This window comes from Streptomyces sp. NPDC090741, from assembly GCF_044769045.1.
In the GTDB taxonomy this organism is placed as follows: Bacteria; Actinomycetota; Actinomycetes; order Streptomycetales; family Streptomycetaceae; genus Streptomyces.
The window spans coordinates 567,491-583,757 of record NZ_JBIVXF010000002.1 but is presented as its reverse complement, the minus strand read 5'-3'; the positions used below and the strand labels follow the sequence as shown (position 1 = coordinate 583,757).

Annotated in this window: 15 protein-coding genes; 10 read left to right on the top strand and 5 right to left on the bottom strand. The window is 73.4% G+C overall.

The window, feature by feature from the left end; genetic code table 11:
* From ACIQU4_RS07805 to ACIQU4_RS07780, 6 genes are all read left to right on the top strand, one after another.
* The gene (locus ACIQU4_RS07805) at positions 1-843 is read left to right on the top strand and encodes an alpha/beta fold hydrolase (RefSeq protein ID WP_403727150.1); all 843 of its coding nucleotides are present in this window, start codon (positions 1-3) and stop codon (positions 841-843) included.
* On the top strand, positions 840-2,003 hold the full coding sequence (locus tag ACIQU4_RS07800; protein ID WP_403727148.1) for a glycosyltransferase: 1,164 nt from the start codon (positions 840-842) through the stop codon (positions 2,001-2,003). The genes ACIQU4_RS07805 and ACIQU4_RS07800 overlap by 4 nt, the downstream gene beginning before the upstream one ends.
* Positions 2,000-4,078 carry a methyltransferase domain-containing protein gene (locus tag ACIQU4_RS07795; RefSeq protein ID WP_403727146.1) on the top strand — a complete coding sequence of 693 codons (2,079 nt, stop codon included), beginning with the start codon at positions 2,000-2,002 and terminating at the stop codon, positions 4,076-4,078. Before ACIQU4_RS07800 ends, ACIQU4_RS07795 begins: the two co-directional genes overlap by 4 nt.
* Positions 4,075-5,130, top strand: coding sequence for a galactokinase (locus tag ACIQU4_RS07790; protein ID WP_403727144.1), 1,056 nt, complete (start codon positions 4,075-4,077; stop codon positions 5,128-5,130). Before ACIQU4_RS07795 ends, ACIQU4_RS07790 begins: the two co-directional genes overlap by 4 nt.
* A 14-nt stretch (positions 5,131-5,144) precedes the next feature.
* Positions 5,145-6,419 carry an alkaline phosphatase family protein gene (locus tag ACIQU4_RS07785; protein WP_403727143.1) on the top strand — a complete coding sequence of 425 codons (1,275 nt, stop codon included), beginning with the start codon at positions 5,145-5,147 and terminating at the stop codon, positions 6,417-6,419.
* A 439-nt stretch (positions 6,420-6,858) separates the two neighbouring features.
* Positions 6,859-7,632, top strand: a complete 774-nt coding sequence (locus ACIQU4_RS07780) for a CAP domain-containing protein (protein ID WP_403727141.1) — start codon at positions 6,859-6,861, stop codon at positions 7,630-7,632.
* Positions 7,633-7,704: 72 nt separating this feature from the next.
* On the opposite strand, the gene ACIQU4_RS07775 is transcribed toward ACIQU4_RS07780, so the two are convergent.
* From ACIQU4_RS07775 to ACIQU4_RS07755, 5 genes are read right to left on the bottom strand one after another with little or no spacing between them, the layout of a single operon-like run.
* Positions 7,705-8,271, bottom strand: coding sequence for a DinB family protein (locus ACIQU4_RS07775; RefSeq protein WP_403727139.1), 567 nt, complete (start codon positions 8,269-8,271; stop codon positions 7,705-7,707).
* 52 nt (positions 8,272-8,323) lie between these two features.
* On the bottom strand, positions 8,324-8,776 hold the full coding sequence (locus ACIQU4_RS07770) for a pyridoxamine 5'-phosphate oxidase family protein (RefSeq protein ID WP_403727137.1): 453 nt from the start codon (positions 8,774-8,776) through the stop codon (positions 8,324-8,326).
* A 46-nt stretch (positions 8,777-8,822) separates the two neighbouring features.
* Positions 8,823-9,446, bottom strand: coding sequence for a glyoxalase (locus ACIQU4_RS07765; protein ID WP_403727135.1), 624 nt, complete (start codon positions 9,444-9,446; stop codon positions 8,823-8,825).
* A 5-nt stretch (positions 9,447-9,451) separates the two neighbouring features.
* On the bottom strand, positions 9,452-9,799 hold the full coding sequence (locus tag ACIQU4_RS07760) for a helix-turn-helix domain-containing protein (RefSeq protein ID WP_403727133.1): 348 nt from the start codon (positions 9,797-9,799) through the stop codon (positions 9,452-9,454).
* Positions 9,800-9,830: 31 nt separating this feature from the next.
* A complete protein-coding gene (locus ACIQU4_RS07755) occupies positions 9,831-10,241 on the bottom strand; it encodes a VOC family protein (RefSeq protein WP_403727132.1) in 411 nt (136 codons plus the stop codon).
* Positions 10,242-10,684: 443 nt separating this feature from the next.
* Here ACIQU4_RS07755 and ACIQU4_RS07750 point away from each other — a divergent pair, with 443 nt between their 5' ends.
* The 4 genes from ACIQU4_RS07750 to ACIQU4_RS07735 all read left to right on the top strand — a co-directional run bounded on the left by ACIQU4_RS07750 (position 10,685) and on the right by ACIQU4_RS07735 (position 16,233).
* Entirely contained in the window at positions 10,685-11,413 is a 729-nt protein-coding gene (locus ACIQU4_RS07750; RefSeq protein WP_403727726.1) for a response regulator transcription factor, read from the top strand.
* 4 nt (positions 11,414-11,417) lie between these two features.
* Positions 11,418-12,695, top strand: coding sequence for a sensor histidine kinase (locus ACIQU4_RS07745; RefSeq protein ID WP_403727131.1), 1,278 nt, complete (start codon positions 11,418-11,420; stop codon positions 12,693-12,695).
* Positions 12,696-12,824: 129 nt separating this feature from the next.
* On the top strand, positions 12,825-13,607 hold the full coding sequence (locus ACIQU4_RS07740; protein ID WP_403727129.1) for an ABC transporter ATP-binding protein: 783 nt from the start codon (positions 12,825-12,827) through the stop codon (positions 13,605-13,607).
* A gap of 64 nt (positions 13,608-13,671) precedes the next feature.
* Positions 13,672-16,233, top strand: coding sequence for an ABC transporter permease (locus tag ACIQU4_RS07735; protein ID WP_403727127.1), 2,562 nt, complete (start codon positions 13,672-13,674; stop codon positions 16,231-16,233).
* Positions 16,234-16,267: the final 34 nt, after the last annotated feature.

The window sequence follows — 16,267 nt, the reverse complement described above, 5'->3', positions numbered from 1 at the left end:
ATGGCCTTCGTCCCCGCGGGATCCCTGCGCTTCCACGTCCAGCGGCTCCCGGCCACCGCCGAGGCCGCCGGTCCCGACCGTCCCGTCGTCGTGTTCCTGCACGGGCTGGTCGTGGACAACCTGTCCTCCTTCTACTGCCCCCTGGCCGTCCCGGTGGCCAGGGCGGGCCACGAGGCCGTCCTCTACGACCTCCGCGGCCACGGCCGCACCGAGCGCCCGGCCACCGGCTACGACAGCCGCACCGCCGTACGGGATCTGGTGTCGCTGCTCGGCGCGCTGGGCCTCGGGCAGCGCCCGGTGCACCTGGTCGGCAACAGCTACGGCGGCACGCTGGCCCTGCACGCGGCCCTCGCCCGCCCGGATCTCGTCGCCGGACTGACCCTGCTCGAACCCCCGCTCAGCGGGGCCTGGGTGGAGAACATGGTGGACACCCTGTCGGCTGCCGCGCTGAGCCTGGAGGACAGCCCGGTCCCCGCCGAGCTGCTCACCCTGCGGCTGCGCAAGGCCGCCAACCTCACCTCGATCGCCGACGAACTGCTGAACCGGACCAGCCTGATCGACGACATCGCGGCGAGCCGCACCTTCACGACCGCCGACTTCGCCCGGCTGGACTGCCCGACGCTGATCGTCTGCGGCGAACACTCGGAACTGGTCCCGGGGGCAGTGGAGTTGGCCCGCCATGCGCCCCGCGCCACGATCGAGATCCTGCCCGGCCTCGGCCACGACGTACTGAAGGAGAGCAGCGGGGTCCTACGGGAGACCGTGCTCGCCCATCTCGAAGCGACGGCGGCGGCAGCGGTGCGCAGGGCACGCGCCCCGCGGGCGGGAGCGCTGGTCCGATGAGGGTGCTGTTCACGGTCCCGCCGCTGGCGGGACACGTCAACCCGACGGTGGCGGTCGGCGCCGAACTGGCCGCCCGGGGGCACGAGGTGGCCTGGGCCGGGCCGGCCGGGGCGCTGGCCCGGCTGCTGCCCGCGCACGCCCGCATTCTGCCGGCCGGGGACGAGGCGGGCGGCGGCTACGCGGCCCTGCACGAGCGCTGGCGCGATCTGCGCGGGGTCGGGGCGCTGCGCTTCCTGTGGGAGGAGGCGCTGGTACCGCTGGGCCTGGCGATGGTGGCCGGGGTGACGCAGGCCGTGCAGTCCTTCGAGCCGGACCTGCTGGTCGCCGACCAGCAGGCGCTGGCCGGCCCGGTGGTCGCGCGCAGGCTGGGGATCCCCTGGGCCACCTCGGCCAGTACGTCGGCCGAACTGACCCGCCCCTTCGCCGATTTCCCGAAGGTCGGGGAGTGGGTCTCCGGGCAGATCTCCGGCTTCCTCTCGGCCTGCGGGATGCCGGACGCGGACTGGGATCCGCGGTTCTCCGAGCGACTGGTGATCGTCTTCTCGACTCCCGAACTCGTCGGCGTCGGCGCGGAGTTCCCGGTCCATCACGCCTTCGTCGGACCCGCCTTCGGGGCCAGGCCGGCCGCCCCGCACTTCCCGTGGCAGCGGCTCGATCCGGAGCGACGGCGGGTGCTTGTCTCGCTGGGCACCCTCAACCAGGAGGCCGGCGGGCGGTTCTACGCCACCGTACTGAAGGCAGCCGAACGGCTGGCGGACGACGTGCAGTTGGTGCTGGCCGCGCCCGCCTCGCTGGTCGGGCCGGTGCCGCGCAACGTACTGCTCCAGGAGCGGGTGCCGCAGCTGGAGCTGCTGCCGCACCTGGACGCCGTGGTCAGCCACGGCGGGCACAACACCGTCTGCGAGGCGCTCGCCTTCGGGCTGCCGCTGGTGGTCTCGCCGATCCGCGACGACCAGCCGATCGTGGCCCGGCAGGTCGTCGAGGCGGGGGCGGGGGTGCGGGTGCGCTTCGGCAGGACCCGGGCCGAGGAACTGTGTGATGCGCTCACGGCCGTGCTGGACGATCCCGGCCATCGCCGGGCCGCCCGGCGGATCCAGGCCTCCTTCGCCGCGGCCGGCGGAGCCGCCGCCGCGGCCGACCGGTTGGAGAAGCTCTCATGACACCTCCCCCCTTCCACCGGGTCCGTTGGACCTCCGCGCTGGCTCTGGCCGCGCTCGGCGCCGGTACGGTGCGCGCCCGCCGCCGGCTGCGGACGATCCCCGTACTGCCCGCGCCCCCGTCCGCGGCGGACGGGCTGCCGCGTGCCGCGGGGTGGCGGCTGTTGACCGCGCGCGGGGTCGAGGTCAACCCGGCCACGTTCCTGGCCGCCTGCGCGCACGCCGACCGGGAGGGCCTGCGGGTGCTGGACCTGCTGCCGGCCGATCTCGCCGCCGAGCGGGTACTGGGGCTGCTGCGGCTGGTCGACCCGGCCGGATACCGGGAGGACCGGCTCGCGGAGGGGCGCGGGGCGGGGTACGCGGTGCTCGTCGCCGAGGAGGTACTGGCGAGGGCCGGGGTGGATCTGGGCGGGACCGGTCTGGGCGGGACCGGTCTGGGCGCGAGCAGTCTGGGCGCGAGCAGTCTGGGCGCGAGCAGTCTGGGCGCGAGCAGTCTGGGCGCGAGCAGTCTGGGCGCGAGCGGCGCGGAGCCGGGCCGGGCGGACCTGCTCTGGCCGTGTCCGGACGACGCGGGCCTGGAGGCCGCCGGCCGGGAGCCCGCCGATCTCCTGGCGCTGACCCGCCGTTTGAAGGAGTACGCCGCCGACTCCACGGGCCTGGCCATCGCCCCCGCGCTGTCCGTCGGCCGGGCCGGCGATCCGGCGGGGGCGGTACGGGCGGCCGAACTGCGGGCCCAGGGGCTGCCGCCGGGGGTGCTGGCCGCCGCGCAGCTCGCCGGGCTGGGGCTGCTGGCCGGGCTCGCCGGGCGCCAGGGCCGGTGGGGTGCGGCCGCCGCCGGGCTGTACTGGCTGCAGCCGTACCTGGTGCTCGGGGGGCCGGGCGCCCCGCTGCGTCCCGCCGATCTCCCCGGGGCCACCGCCGCCCGGCCGGCGCGTTCCCTCGGCGCCGCCGTACGTACGGCCGCCGCCGTCCTCCGTACGGCCGCCGACGCTGACGCCGACACCGGCGCCGACACCGCCCGCGCGGCCGCGTACCGGTCCGAACTGGCCTTCGGCACCGACCGGTTCCTCGAACCGCGGCGGACGGGCTGCCCCTGGTGCGGCTCCCAGCAGCTCTTCGTGCGCGTCCGGGTGCCCGATCTCCTCCAGGGCAAGCCCGGCCGGTTCACCCTGGAGCAGTGCGCGGACTGCCGCCACGTCTTCCAGAACCCCCGACTGACCCTGGACGGACTGGAGTTCTACTACCGGGACTTCTACGACGGGCATGGCGGGGAGGGTGCCGGGACGGTCTTCGGACGGCTCGGCGACTCGTACCGCAAGCGCGCCGAGATGCTCCGCCCGCACACGGCGGACGCCCCGGCCTCCTGGCTCGACGTCGGGACCGGGCACGGCCACTTCTGCAACGCGGCGCGGGCCGTCTGGCCGGACACCCGCTTCGACGGGCTGGACATGGGCGACGGCGTCGGCGAGGCAGAGCGGCGCGGCTGGGTGGAGACCGGATTCCAGGGCCAGTTCCCGGAGTTCGCGCAGAAGCTGGCCGGCCGGTACGAGGTGGTCAGCATGTACCACTACCTGGAGCACACCCGGGATCCGCTCACCGAGCTGGACACCGCGGCCGCCGTCCTCGCCCCCGGCGGGTTCCTGGCGATCGAGCTGCCCGACCCCGAATCGCGGATGGCACGGCTGCTGGGATCCGCGTGGCTGCCGTGGTTCCAGCCGCAGCACCAGCACCTGATCCCGGCTTCGAACCTGCGCGAGGCGCTGGCCGACCGCGGGTTCACCGTCCTGGCCGAGGAGCACGGCGCCGCCCACCAGGGCAACGACTTCTTCGGCGCGGTGGCCCTGACCACCACCCGGCTGGCACCGGACCCGGACCGCCCGTGGGCTCCTCCGGCCACGCGCCGCGGGCGGGCGCTGGCGCATGCCGTACGGGCGGCGGCGCTGCCCTGCTTCGCCGGTGCGGCGGCGCTCGACGCGCTGCGGACGACCCTGGCCCGGCGGACGGACGGCGGGAACGCCTACCGGCTGCTGGCCCGCCGGGACGACCGGCTGCCGACGGCGGTCGGGGAGGACCGGTGACGGCGGCCCGGACCGGCGCCACGCCGCGCGGCGGCGGCGCCACGCCCGCCGGCTCCGAGCCCGGGGGAACCGTGCCCCTCGGCTCCGAGCCCGGCGGAACCCTCCCCGTCGGCTCCGTCCCCGTTGCTCCCGTCCCCCTCGGCCCCCCGCCCGTCGGTCCCGTGCCGCCGGATCTGGCGCGCCGGGCCACCGCCGATCCGCTCTTCCGGCTCGTCGCCTACGCCCTGGAGGCCGCGCACGGCCGGCCGCCGACCGCCGTCTGGAGCGCCCCGTACGCCTTCCACCTGGGCTCGCCCGGGCTGGTCGCGGCAGCCGGCTGGCCGGTGGCGGCCGCCGCCGCGCCGCGTACGGACGGGCTGGTGCGGCTCAGCTCCCTCGGGCACCCCGCCGACAGCTGCGATCTTCCGCTGACCCCGGACGGTCCGCCGCCCGCCGCCCCCGCCTGGGCCGTCCGCCCGTACGCACTGCTGCGGGCACTGGCCCGCGCCGGGTACGGGCGCGGCGGGACCGACCTGCACCTCCAGGGCTCGCTCACGGAAGCCGCCGGGCTGGCCACGGCGGAGCCCGCCGACTGTGCGATGGCACTCGCGGTGGCCGACGTACACACCCCGGCCACCGACGCGGAACCGGACCGGGACGGGCTGGCCCGGCTGCTGGCGGGGGCGCTGCCGGACGGCGACGACGCGCTGCGCAGGGCGGTGCTGTTCGCCCGGCCGGGCCAGGCCCTGCTGCCGGACACCGGGGAGGAGCGGCGTCACGTCGCCTTCGATCCGGCCGCTTCGGGGACGCGGCTGGTGCTCCTCGCCGTCCGTGGCGATCCCGCGGACCGGGCGGCCGAGCTGGCCCGGGCGGTGTCCTGCGCCCGCCGGGCCGGGGCGCTGAGCGCGTGGCCGCCCGGGCGGCGGCCGGGGCGGAGCGTGCTGGTGCTGCTGCCCGCGTCCCGCCTGACGGCGGTACGGGCCGCGGTGGCGGAGGACTTCCGCGGCCGGGGCCGGCCGGTACCGCGCTTCCTGAACATCGCCGTGGCCGGTGCGGCCCGGCGGGAGGAATGAACCACCCACGAGCAATGAACACCCACACCGAGGAGGAACCGCTCATGCCCTCACCCATGGCCGCCACGAGACGCAGGGCCCGCCGGTCCGCGCTCGTGGCCGCACTCGGCACGCTCTGCCTGCTGGGCGCGTTCACCGTGGCCAACTCGCAGGCGGCCGAGACGGATTCGGCGACCTCGCGAACACCTGCGGTCGCGGCAGCCCTGCCGACCTACGACCACGTGGTGGTCGTCGTCTACGAGAACAAGCAGTACGGCGAGATCATCGGCAGCGCGAACGCCCTGTACGTCAACCAGCTCGCGAACGGCGGTGCCGGACTGACCGGCATGAAGGCGCTGACCCACCCCAGCCAGCCGAACTACTTCAACCTGTTCTCCGGCGCCACCCAGGGCATCACCGGGGACGGCTGCTACACCCCGCAGTCGATGAGCGCGGCCAACCTCGGCCAGGAGCTGATCGCGGCCGGGAAGACCTTCGCGTCGTACAACGAGGACCTGCCGGCCGAGGGGTCCACCGCCTGCACCAACGGCCAGTACGCGCAGAAGCACAACCCGTGGTTCGCCTTCAAGAACGTACCGCTGAATACGGGGAAAACCTGGACACAATTCCCGCAGAACAACTTCGCGGCACTGCCGAACCTGTCCTTCGTCGTCCCGAACCAGTGCAACGACATGCACTCGTGCTCGGTGAACACGGGTGACACGTGGACGAAGAACAACATCGACGCGTACGCGCAGTGGGCGAAGGCCAACAACAGCCTGCTGGTGCTGACGTGGGACGAGGACAACTACCTCGGCTCCAACCAGATCGCCACGGTGTTCTACGGGGCGAAGGTGAAGACCGGCACGTACGCCACCGCCTTCAACCACCACCACCTGCTGCGCACCTTCGAGGACCTGTTCGGTACGGCGACGCACGCGGGCAACGCGGCGAACGTCCAGCCGATCACGGAGGTCTTCGACGGCTCCACGACCCCGACGCCGACCCCCACGCCGACTCCCACGCCCACCCCGACCCCGACTCCCGGTGACCTGAAGCTGGCCAACCCCGGCCCCCGGACCTGCAAGTTCAACCAGTCCTGCACCATCCAACTCACCGCCACCGGCGGCAAACCCGCCCTCCGCTACACCACCACCGGACTCCCCCTCGGCCTCACCATCGACACCAACACCGGCCGCATCACCGGCAAACCCTGGACCACCGGAACCCTCCAGATCACCGCAACCGCCACCGACACCACCACAGCCACCGCCACCACCACCTTCCCCCTCACCATCAACTGGTTCTGATCACCAGCCGGGGGCGGGCGTGCACCGCCCGCCCCTGAGCCTCGCTTGGTTCCACGCGAAACAGTGACATGCATCACCACGGGACAACTGATCACGGAAGCATTACGTCCGTTCACCCTTCCCCGACATGTCGATATTTGTCCCACTCGAATCGACATTCCCCTCTTCACCCGACATGGGTGTCTCGTGCAAGGGCAGCGCCTGCGGCAACTTGCCACGTCACAGCCATGTCTGATGGTGGGTCCCGATCTCACGCGGCCGTCCGACCACCCGGTCAGCACGACTGTCCGCCCTTTTCAAGCCCGGCGCCCGGCCCTGCCCCGCGGCCCGGCGGCGAGACTTGCCAGCCCGTTCCGGGGCTTCTAAGAATGGCGGCCCGGCCCCCGCGCTCCAGCAGCTCAGGCGCAGGACGCATCGCAGAAACCACGTGAGGTCACGCATGCACAAGCACCGCAAGAAGACGCACTACAAGAAAATAACCATCGCCGCCGTCACCCTGGGCCTCGTGGGCATACCCACGGCCGCCATGGCATGCCTGCACACCAACGGGGCAACTGGGGCGAAGGCCGGCGGCAGGCACGGCATGCGCCCCTCTCACACCGCGCCCTCCCCCACCGAGTCGATCCAGACCCTGACGGAGCCGACGGACGCCCCGGTCCCGGTCGAGACGGCGACGGCCACGCCGGCCGCGCAGACCACGCAGGCCCCGGAGCCGACTCAGCCGGCCACCGAGCCGACGCAGCAGCCCCCCGCCGCGAAGCCCGCGCGCCCGGCCCCCGCGAAGCCTGCGGCTCCGCCCACCGCGCAGCAGCCGACCACCCCGACCGGTACGGCCTCCGGCCCGGCGGCCGAGGTGGTGGCCCTCGTGAACAAGGAGCGCGCCAAGGTCGGCTGCTCGGCGCTCACCGTCAATCCGAAGCTGACGGCCGCCGCGCTGAACCACAGCCAGGACATGGCCGCGCACTCCAACATGTCGCACACCGGCTCCGACGGTTCGGACCCGGGCGAGCGCATCACCCGCAGCGGCTTCAGCTGGATGACGTACGGCGAGAACGTCGCGTACGGCTACAGCACGCCCGAGCAGGTCATGACCGGCTGGATGAACAGCCCCGGGCACCGCGAGAACATCCTCAACTGTGCCTTCAAGGAGATCGGCGTGGGCCTCGCGCAGCCGAACTCCTACTGGACGCAGGACTTCGGCACGGCCCGCTGACAGCTCCTGCCGACGGTTCCCGGCGACACCTCCGCCTCCCGCCGGTCGGAGGTGTCTCCGGGCTGTGGAGCGTTACTGGCCCACCCTGCCGTCGACGCACTCGCGCAACAGGTCGGCCTGCCCGCAGTGCCGGGCGTACTCCTCGATCCGGTGCACCAGCAGCTCCCGGATCGCGATCCCGTCCTTACCCACCCGCTCGCCCGGATCCGGGTGCTCGGCCAGCGCGGCGTCGGTCGCTGCCTGCTCGCGCTCCAGATCCGCGTAGGCGGCATCGACCACGGCCTGCTCGGCGACGGCTCCGTGGAAGTCCGCGTCCTTCGCGCCGTACAGCTTCGGCACCGGTTCGCCGTCGGTGATCCAGTTCCGCCAGTCCCGTTCCACTTCGGCGAGGTGCCGCAGCAGGCCGAGCAGGGACATCGACGAGGGCGGAACCGACCGGCGGGCCAGCTGCTCCGCGTCCAGACCCTCGCACTTCATCCGCAGGGTCAGGCGGTAGTTCGCGAGGAAGTCCTGCAGCGTCGCGAGCTCGCCGTCCGGACTGTTCTCGTTGTTGCGGGGATCGTCGTCCGGGTCGGCCCACATGTCGGGGTAGACGGTTGCCTCGGTCCATCGCGCGGGTTGATCGCTCATGCGGCGCATGTTGGTACGCAACGGCCCGAGTTCGCCACCGAATTCACCTGGGAAGGGGCGGTCAGCCGAGCCAGCGGCCCTCGCGCATGAGCGTGCGGCCCTGCAGCTCGTCGGCCTCCCGCCAGGCCTGGATCCGCGTCGGGCGGATCCGGAAGTACTGGTACGGCTCGTCGAGCCCCTGCGGGTCGAACCCGGTCTTGGCCGCGAAGGCGTCGCCCGTCCCCTCCGCGAGATCGGCGAGGTCCACCGGCTCGGCGACGCCGTCGATCATGACGACGTCACGCGTCGGCCCGAGGCCGAGCCGGACCCGCCCGTCCGCCAGCAGATTGCGGCCGGTGACCGAGGCGCGCGGAGTCGAGACGAGGACCGCGGCCCCGTCCCAGAGGTACGAGAGCGGGATGAGGTGGACGCCCGGGGAACCCGGCGTCGCGACCCAGAGATCGATGTCGCTCTCCAGTCGCGCGCGTGTGTCCCGCACCCTCTCTTCAAGCCCACGCGGTGGTACGCCGGTCATTTCTTCCTCCACTGCTGCGGTCGGTCATCGGTCGCTCGGCGGCGGGTCAGGGCGCGGGCGTCAGCGACGCCGCCTCCCAGACGAACCCGTCCGGGTCCGCGAAGGCCCCGGCGTCGCCGCCGAGCACGAGCCGGTGCGATCCCGTGCCGTCGGCGGGGACGCCGAGGTCCTTGGCGAGGGCGCGGCGCCCGTAGAGCGCCGGCTTGACCCCGCCCGTCGGGGCCTGGAACTGGACGTACTTGCTGCCGAAGCTCTTCTCGACGGTGAGTCCGCGGCCGATGTAGAACCGCTTGCTCGCGGTCACGTCCGCGGATCCCAGCAGGAGCACCATCTCGTCGAACTGCAGCGGGGCCGGGCCGCTGTCCTTCTTCTCCGACGTCGCGACCTTCCAGATCGTCCCGTCCGGTGCCTGTACGACGCCGCCGTAGCCCCAGAAGGACTTGGCGGCGGGCTTCAGCGACGTGGCACCGGCGTCGAGGGCGGCGCCGATGAAGCCGTTGACGACGGACGGCTGGGACACGGTGAGCGAGAGCGCGAACCCGCGGAAGCCGGTCGTCGGTGCCTGCGAGGCGCGCAGGCGGACCCGGCCGCCCAGACCGAAGGCGGTGTAGAAGCGGTCGGCGGCCGTGGGGTCGGCCACCTCGAGGGTGACGGATGCGATGGAGTTCATGTCCCTCACGCTAGTTGCGGCGAGGCGGCCGGTGCTTCTCGATTCCTGACCGGTTCACCGGCGCTCGGCGGTATGCCGACCAGCTCGGTGACGCCGAGGTCGTCCCGGCGCAGCAGCGCCGCCGCGCGCTCGATGCGACGCGCCATCAGATAGGCGTACGGCGACTTCCCGTACGCGAGCCGGAACTCCCGGCTGAGGTGCCCGGCCGCCATGCCTGCGCCGCGCGCGAGCGCCTCGACGTCCAGCGGCTGCGCGTACTCCCGGTCGATCCGGTCGCGGACGCGGCGCAGCCGGGCGAAATCCTTCAGGCGCTGCGCCTCGGTGAGTGCGCGCCCCCATGCGGGATTGCACATACGAGAACCCCCCTCTGCTCGGTGGCGCGGCTCAGCGGAGTTCTTGGATGCGGATCAGATTGCCCGCGGGGTCGCGGAAGGCGCAGTCGCGGATGCCGTACGGCTGCTCGGTCGGTTCCTGGACGACCTCGGCGTCGCCGGCCCGGACCTTCTCGAAGGTGGCGTCGAGGTCCCCGGTGGCCAGCAGGATCCAGCCGTACGTGCCCTTGGCCATCATCTCGACGATGGTGCGGCGCTCGTCGTCGGTGATGCCGGGGTCGGCGGCCGGCGGCGCCAGCAGGATGGAAGTGCCGGGCTGGCCGACGGGGCCGACGGTGATCCAGCGCATCTTGCCGTGCCCGACGTCGCTGCGGACCTCGAACCCGAGGGTGTCGCGGTAGAAGGCCAGCGCGGCCTCGGGGTCGTCGTGCGGCAGGAAGCTCGTGTGAATGGTGATGTCCATGACCAACACGGTAGTTGGGGGGCGCGGCCCCGCGCTTCTCCGTTCCTGATCCGTCTGCCGGTCACTTTCCGACGGTGTTCATCAGCACGATCGCCGCGAGGTCGGCGAGGATGACGAAGAGGACGCCGAAGATCGTGATCCAGGCCCGGCGTGATTCGTCCATGCGTTCCAGTCAAGCCCCACGGCCCCGGAGCGGCAACCAGAGTGACTCCGGGGCGGGGTTTGTATCCGCCGCGTATCAGCGAGCGCTTGGTTGTCCATCGAAGCGGGGGACCGGGTCGGCGAGGCCGTCGCCGCGCCCGCCACCTGCCGTATCGTTCCGTTCGGGTCGCCCCCACCCCCACCCGTCCGCCCGCACAGGAGTCCTCCCCGTGTCCTCGTCCGCCCCCTCCCCGGCCTCTCCGCGCCCCGTGCGCGTCTTGCTGGTGGAGGACGACGAGCTGATGCGCCGCTCCTTCACGGTCGCCCTCGAACGCTACGGCTACCGGGTGAGGGCCGCGGCCGACGGGCTCGCGGGGCTGGAGCTCTTCCGCGACGGCGACCGCGACAACGGCAGCGGCAGCGGCGGCGGCAGCGGCAGCGGCAGCGACGACGACGGCTTCGACCTGCTGATTCTTGACGTGATGCTGCCCGGCCTGGACGGCATCGGCCTGTGCCGCAGGGTCCGGGAAACCAGCCTCGTACCGATCCTGATGATGTCCGCCCGCGGCGACGGCCTCGACATCGTGGCCGGTCTGGAGGCCGGGGCCGACGACTACGTCGTCAAGCCCGTGGACACCTACGTACTCGTGGCCCGCATCCGCTCGCTGCTGCGCCGGGCGACCTACGCGCCCTCGGCCGCCGGAGCCGGGCGCGCCGCGGGCGAGGAGCCGGCCCCCTCCGAGGGGGACCTGCTGGTCTTCGGGGACCTGACCCTCGACACCGCCGGCCTGGAGGTCTTCGTCTCCGGAAGCCCGGTGGCGCTGACCCCGACCGAGCTGAAGCTGCTGCTGGAGTTCGCCGCCCACCCGGGCGTCGTACTGGAGCGGCACACCCTGCTGCGCAACGTCTGGGAGTACGGCTGGGACGGCGACAGCCGGGTCGTGGACCTGTGCGTGCAGCGGCTGCGCCGGAAGCTCGGCCGGGACCGGATCGAGACGGTCCGCGGCTTCGGCTACAAGCTCAGGCGCTGAGACCGTGCGCCCGTACCGTCGCCTCCCCCGGCCGGACCGCGTCTCCCTGCGCTGGAAGATCGCCGCGCTGGCCGCGGCCACCGCCTGTCTCGTCGCGGCGGCCGTCGGCGTACTCGTCCACCTGTGGACCGCGAGCGACATCCGCAGCCGGGCCGAGATGCGGGCGTTCAACGGCGTGTACGCGGCCATGGAGACCTACCGGCGCACCGGGACGCTGGTGGACGGTGCCGCGCTCGATCCCGCCGAGCTGCCCCTCGTACTGGGCCACCCGGCCGACGGCGACCGGCACACGGCCTACGACGGGCACGTGGACAACAACGTCGGGCCGAGCGTCTGGGCCGCCCAGCGGGTCGGCGGACCGGGCAGCCCGGTCCTGGCCTTCCAGGTCGGCATGAACTCGGAGCTCCACGACCTGCGCCGGCTCGACATGAGCATGGCGGTGGCCTCCCTGGTCTCGCTCGCTGCGGCCGTGCCCCTGGCGGCCTACGGGGCCGGGCTGCTGGGCCGCCGGCTGCGCCGGGTCTCCGAGACCGCCGCCCGGATCTCCGCCGGTGACCTGGACGCCCGTACCGGGCCCACCAAGGGCGGCGACGAGGTGGCCGACATCGCCGCCACCGTCGACCTCATGGCCGACAGCCTCGGCCGGCGGCTGCGGACCGAGCGCCAGTTCACGGCGGACGTGGCCCACGAGCTGCGCACCCCGGTCGGCGGCCTGCTCGCCGCCACCGATCTGCTGCCGCCCGGCGAGACGGAGGACCTGGTCAGGGGCCGCGTACGCGATCTGCGCGGTCTGGTCGAGGACCTTCTGGAGATCTCCCGGCTGGACGCGGGCGCCGAGCACCCGGTCCGCGCCCATGTGCCGCTCGGCGCGGTCGTCCGCGAGGCCGTGGCGCGCACCGGATTCGACGCGCCGGTCACCGTGACCGAATCTCCCGGTGCGGCGGCTGCCGCGACCGAGGAGACCGTCGAAACCGATCCGCGCCGCCTCGAACGGATCGTCGGCAACCTCGTCGTCAACGCCCACCGGCACGGCGCGACCCCGGTCGAGGTCACCGTCGAGGGCCGTACCGTCGTCGTACGGGACCACGGCCCCGGCTTCCCTCCCGACCTGCTGCGCGACGGTCCGCGCCGCTTCCACACGGGCGCGGCGGAGCGCGGCTCGGGCCACGGCCTGGGCCTGACCATCGCCCTGGGCCAGGCCCGGGTCCTCGGCGCCGAGCTGCGCCTGGACAACGCCCCGGACGGCGGCGCCGTCGCCACCCTGCGCCTGCCGCCGTCCTGACGGGCCCGCCCCACCCCTCTACGCAACTGATACGAAGCGACGCGGACGCCGATACACGGCGGCCCCGGCCCCGATACACGCCCCGGACACCCTTCGAAGTGCATCCACCCGCACCGAAGAGGAGTCCCCGTGACCGCCGCACCCTTTGACGCCCTCGCGCCGCACCCCACGACCGGGTTCGCCGCGGCCACCAGCGACCTGTCGAAGGTCTACGGAAGCGGCGACACCCGCGTCGTCGCGCTGGACCGTGTCAGCATCGCCTTCCGGGAGGGCGAGTTCACCGCGATCATGGGCCCCTCCGGCTGCGGCAAGTCCACCCTGATGCACTGCGCCGCCGGGCTCGACCCGGTCAGCTCCGGCTCCGTACGCATCGGCACCACCGAGCTGAGCACCCTGAACGACCGGCAACTCACCGAGCTGCGCCGCGACCGGATCGGCTTCATCTTCCAGGCCTTCAACCTGCTGCCGACGCTGACCGCGCTGGAGAACATCACGCTGCCGCTCAGCATCGCCGGCCGCCGCCCCGACCAGCAGTGGCTGGACCGCGTGGTCTCCATGGTCGGCCTCTCCCAGCGGCTCGGCCACCGGCCCGGACAGCTGTCCGGCGGGCAGCAGCAGCGCGTGGCGGTGGCCCGGGCCCTGGCCTCCCGGCCCGCGATCATCTTCGGCGACGAGCCCACCGGCAACCTCGACTCCCGCGCGGGGGCCGAGGTCCTCGGCTTCCTGCGCGACTCTGTGCGCGAGCTCGGCCAGACCGTGGTCATGGTGACGCACGACCCGGTCGCCGCCGGCTATGCCGACCGCGTGGTCTTCCTCTCCGACGGCCGGCTGGTCGACGAGATGTCCCGGCCCACCCCGGACCGGGTCCTGGACCGGATGAAGGCGTTCGACGCCGGCTCCCGCACCAGCTGACCCGCGGCTCCCTCCCCCTCCCCGCCCCCGGCTCCCCGTACGCCCACGTCCCCGAAAGCTGCCCATGCTGAGAACAGCCCTGCGCAACGTCCTGGCGAACAAGGCCCGTCTGGTCATGACCGTCCTCGCCGTCTGCCTGGGTGTCGCGTTCGTCTGCGGCACCCTCGTCTTCGCGGAGTCCTCCGCCGCGGCCTACCGTGCCGCCGCGTCGAAGAACTTCGCGGACATCGCGGTGAGCGTGACCCCGAAGTCCGCCCCGCCCGGGGCCTCCGAGGAACAGGCCGGTGCCCTCGACGACGCGCTCGTACGGAAGCTGGCCGAGGTACCCGGCGTCGCCGCCGCGCGGCCCGCGGCCGACGGCTCGGCCACCCTGAACGGAGCGGACGGCCGTCCGCTGCGGGCCGGCAAGGCGTGGTCGAACCTGGCCTCCGCCTACGTACCCGGCAAGGACGGCAGGGACGGCCGCCATCCGCTGGTCGAGGGCCGCGCCCCGCGCGGCGGCGGGGAACTCGCCGTGGACAGCGGCACCGCGGCGGCCGGCGGGTTCTCGATCGGCGACACGGTCACGCTGGCCATCGACGGCCCGGTCCTGAAGAAGCGGCTCGTGGGCATCGTCAGGACCGAGGACTCGCGGGTGACGGCCGGAGGCACCCTCGCCGTGTTCGACAAGGCGACCGCCCAGGAGCTGTTCGCGTCACCGGGCCGGTACACGTCGATCGACGTGTCCGCCGAGCCCGGCACCGACGAGTTCAAGCTCGCCGAGCGGATCACCGTCCTGCTCCCGGCCGACCGGGCCGAGGCCGTCACCGGGACCGCCCAGGCGACCCAGCAGGCCACCTACACCGACACCCTGACCCGGGGCCACCAGAAGATGCCGACGATCTTCGCCGGGGTCTCGCTGTTCATCGGCTCCTTCCTCATCGTCAACACCTTCACCATGCTCGTCGCCCGGCGCACCCGGGAGATCGCGCTGCTGCGGGCGATCGGCTCCTCGCGCCGCCAGGTGGTCCGCTCCATCCTCTGGGAGGCCGTCCTGATCGGCCTGGTGTCGTCGGCGGCCGGCTTCGTGCTCGGCCTCGGCATCGCCTCCGTACTGCCCGGCCTCCTGAGCAGTTCGCAGGACTCCCTGCCCGACGGCCCCCTGGTGATCGGCCCGCTCCCCGTCGTGGCGGCGCTCGGCGTGGGCGTGGGCGTCACGGTGCTCGCCGCGTGGCTGCCGTCCCGCAAGGCGGCGAGGGTCGCGCCCATCGAGGCGCTGCGCGCCTGCGAGCAGCCGCCCACCGCGGCCGCTTCCCGGGTCCGCGGTGCGGTGGGACTGGTCCTGCTGGCCGCCGGCGCCGGGCTGCTGGTCTCGCTCACGGGGGCGAAGGACGCCTCGGAGGAGAACCTGCAGAACGCGATGTTCGGCTGCGCCCTGGTCGTCGTCGCCCTGATCGTGCTGGCGCCGCTGCTCGCCGTCCCCGTGATCCGGCTGACCGGACGGCTGACCGGCCGCTTCGGGATCACCGGGCACCTCGCCCGTGAGAACGCGCTGCGCGACCCGCGGCGCACCGCGGCCACCGCCTCCGCCCTGATCGTCAGTACGGCGCTGGTCGCCGGGCTCGCCGTCATCGGGAACTCCACCGGGCAGGCCCTGGACCGGCAGGCCGCGGCCGGCCTCGGCGCCGACTACGTGATCGGCAGCCGCAGCGCCATGACCGCCATCGACCCGGGCACCGAGAAGCGGGTGGCCGGCGCCCCCGGGGTGAGGACGGCGGCGGGCATCGCGGACTCCACGCTCTTCACCGGCGGCGGCGTCCGCAAGATCTCCGGCGTCGACCCCGCCACCGTGAACGACGTCATGAAGCTCGACTTCGTCAGCGGCTCCCTGAAGGACCTGGGACCGGGCCGCGTCGCCCTCTCCGCCGCCGTCGCGCGCGAGCAGGGCGCGAGCGCGGGCAGCCAGGTCAAGGCCCGCATCGGCCGCAACCAGGAGTTCACGCAGTACACCGTCGTCGGCGTCTACGAGGACAACCCCACCGCCGGGGACGTGCTGGGCTCGCGCGCCGACGTACAGCGGGACAGCTTCCTGCCCGACTCCGTCCAGCGGATCCTCGTCCGCGCCGACGGCGCCGCGGTCTCGAAGACCACCGAGGACCGGCTGCGCGCCGCCGCGGGCAACAGCCCGCTGGTGCAGGTGAAGGACCGGCAGGCACTCGTCGACGAGGCCGCCGGCTCCCTGGCCGACCTGCTGACCCTGATGTACGGTCTGCTCGCCATCGGCGCCGTGATATCACTGCTCGGCATCGTCAACACCCTGGCCATGTCGGTCGCGGACCGCACCCGCGAGATCGGCGTCCTGCGTGCCATCGGTATGGACCGCGCCGGGATCCGGCGGATGGTCCGCCTGGAGTCGGTGACCGTCGCCGCTTTCGGCACGCTGCTGGGCCTGGCGGGCGGGCTGCTGGGGGCCTGGGCGGTCGGGTCGCTGACCAACGGCGCCATGAAGCAGTACTCCCTGGAGCTGCCCTGGGGGACGCTGCTGCTCGTCTGCCTGGTGTCCCTGACGATCGGCGTGCTCGCGGCCGCCGTACCGGCACGCCGCGCCGCCTCGCTGAGCCCGCTGGAGGCCGTGGCGGAGAGGTGACGGGCGTATGCGCCGAGGGCCGGGCTGGTCAGAC

Coding starts and splice junctions, on each gene's coding strand:
- ACIQU4_RS07800 (WP_403727148.1), top strand. CDS start 840: ATGAGGGTGCTGTTCACGGTCCCGCCGCTGGCGGGACACGTCAACCCG.
- ACIQU4_RS07785 (WP_403727143.1), top strand. CDS start 5,145: ATGAACACCCACACCGAGGAGGAACCGCTCATGCCCTCACCCATGGCC.
- ACIQU4_RS07795 (WP_403727146.1), top strand. CDS start 2,000: ATGACACCTCCCCCCTTCCACCGGGTCCGTTGGACCTCCGCGCTGGCT.
- ACIQU4_RS07735 (WP_403727127.1), top strand. CDS start 13,672: ATGCTGAGAACAGCCCTGCGCAACGTCCTGGCGAACAAGGCCCGTCTG.
- ACIQU4_RS07765 (WP_403727135.1), bottom strand. CDS start 9,446: ATGAACTCCATCGCATCCGTCACCCTCGAGGTGGCCGACCCCACGGCC.
- ACIQU4_RS07755 (WP_403727132.1), bottom strand. CDS start 10,241: ATGGACATCACCATTCACACGAGCTTCCTGCCGCACGACGACCCCGAG.
- ACIQU4_RS07760 (WP_403727133.1), bottom strand. CDS start 9,799: ATGTGCAATCCCGCATGGGGGCGCGCACTCACCGAGGCGCAGCGCCTG.
- ACIQU4_RS07775 (WP_403727139.1), bottom strand. CDS start 8,271: ATGCGCCGCATGAGCGATCAACCCGCGCGATGGACCGAGGCAACCGTC.
- ACIQU4_RS07750 (WP_403727726.1), top strand. CDS start 10,685: ATGCGCCGCTCCTTCACGGTCGCCCTCGAACGCTACGGCTACCGGGTG.
- ACIQU4_RS07770 (WP_403727137.1), bottom strand. CDS start 8,776: ATGACCGGCGTACCACCGCGTGGGCTTGAAGAGAGGGTGCGGGACACA.
- ACIQU4_RS07780 (WP_403727141.1), top strand. CDS start 6,859: ATGCACAAGCACCGCAAGAAGACGCACTACAAGAAAATAACCATCGCC.
- ACIQU4_RS07805 (WP_403727150.1), top strand. CDS start 1: ATGGCCTTCGTCCCCGCGGGATCCCTGCGCTTCCACGTCCAGCGGCTC.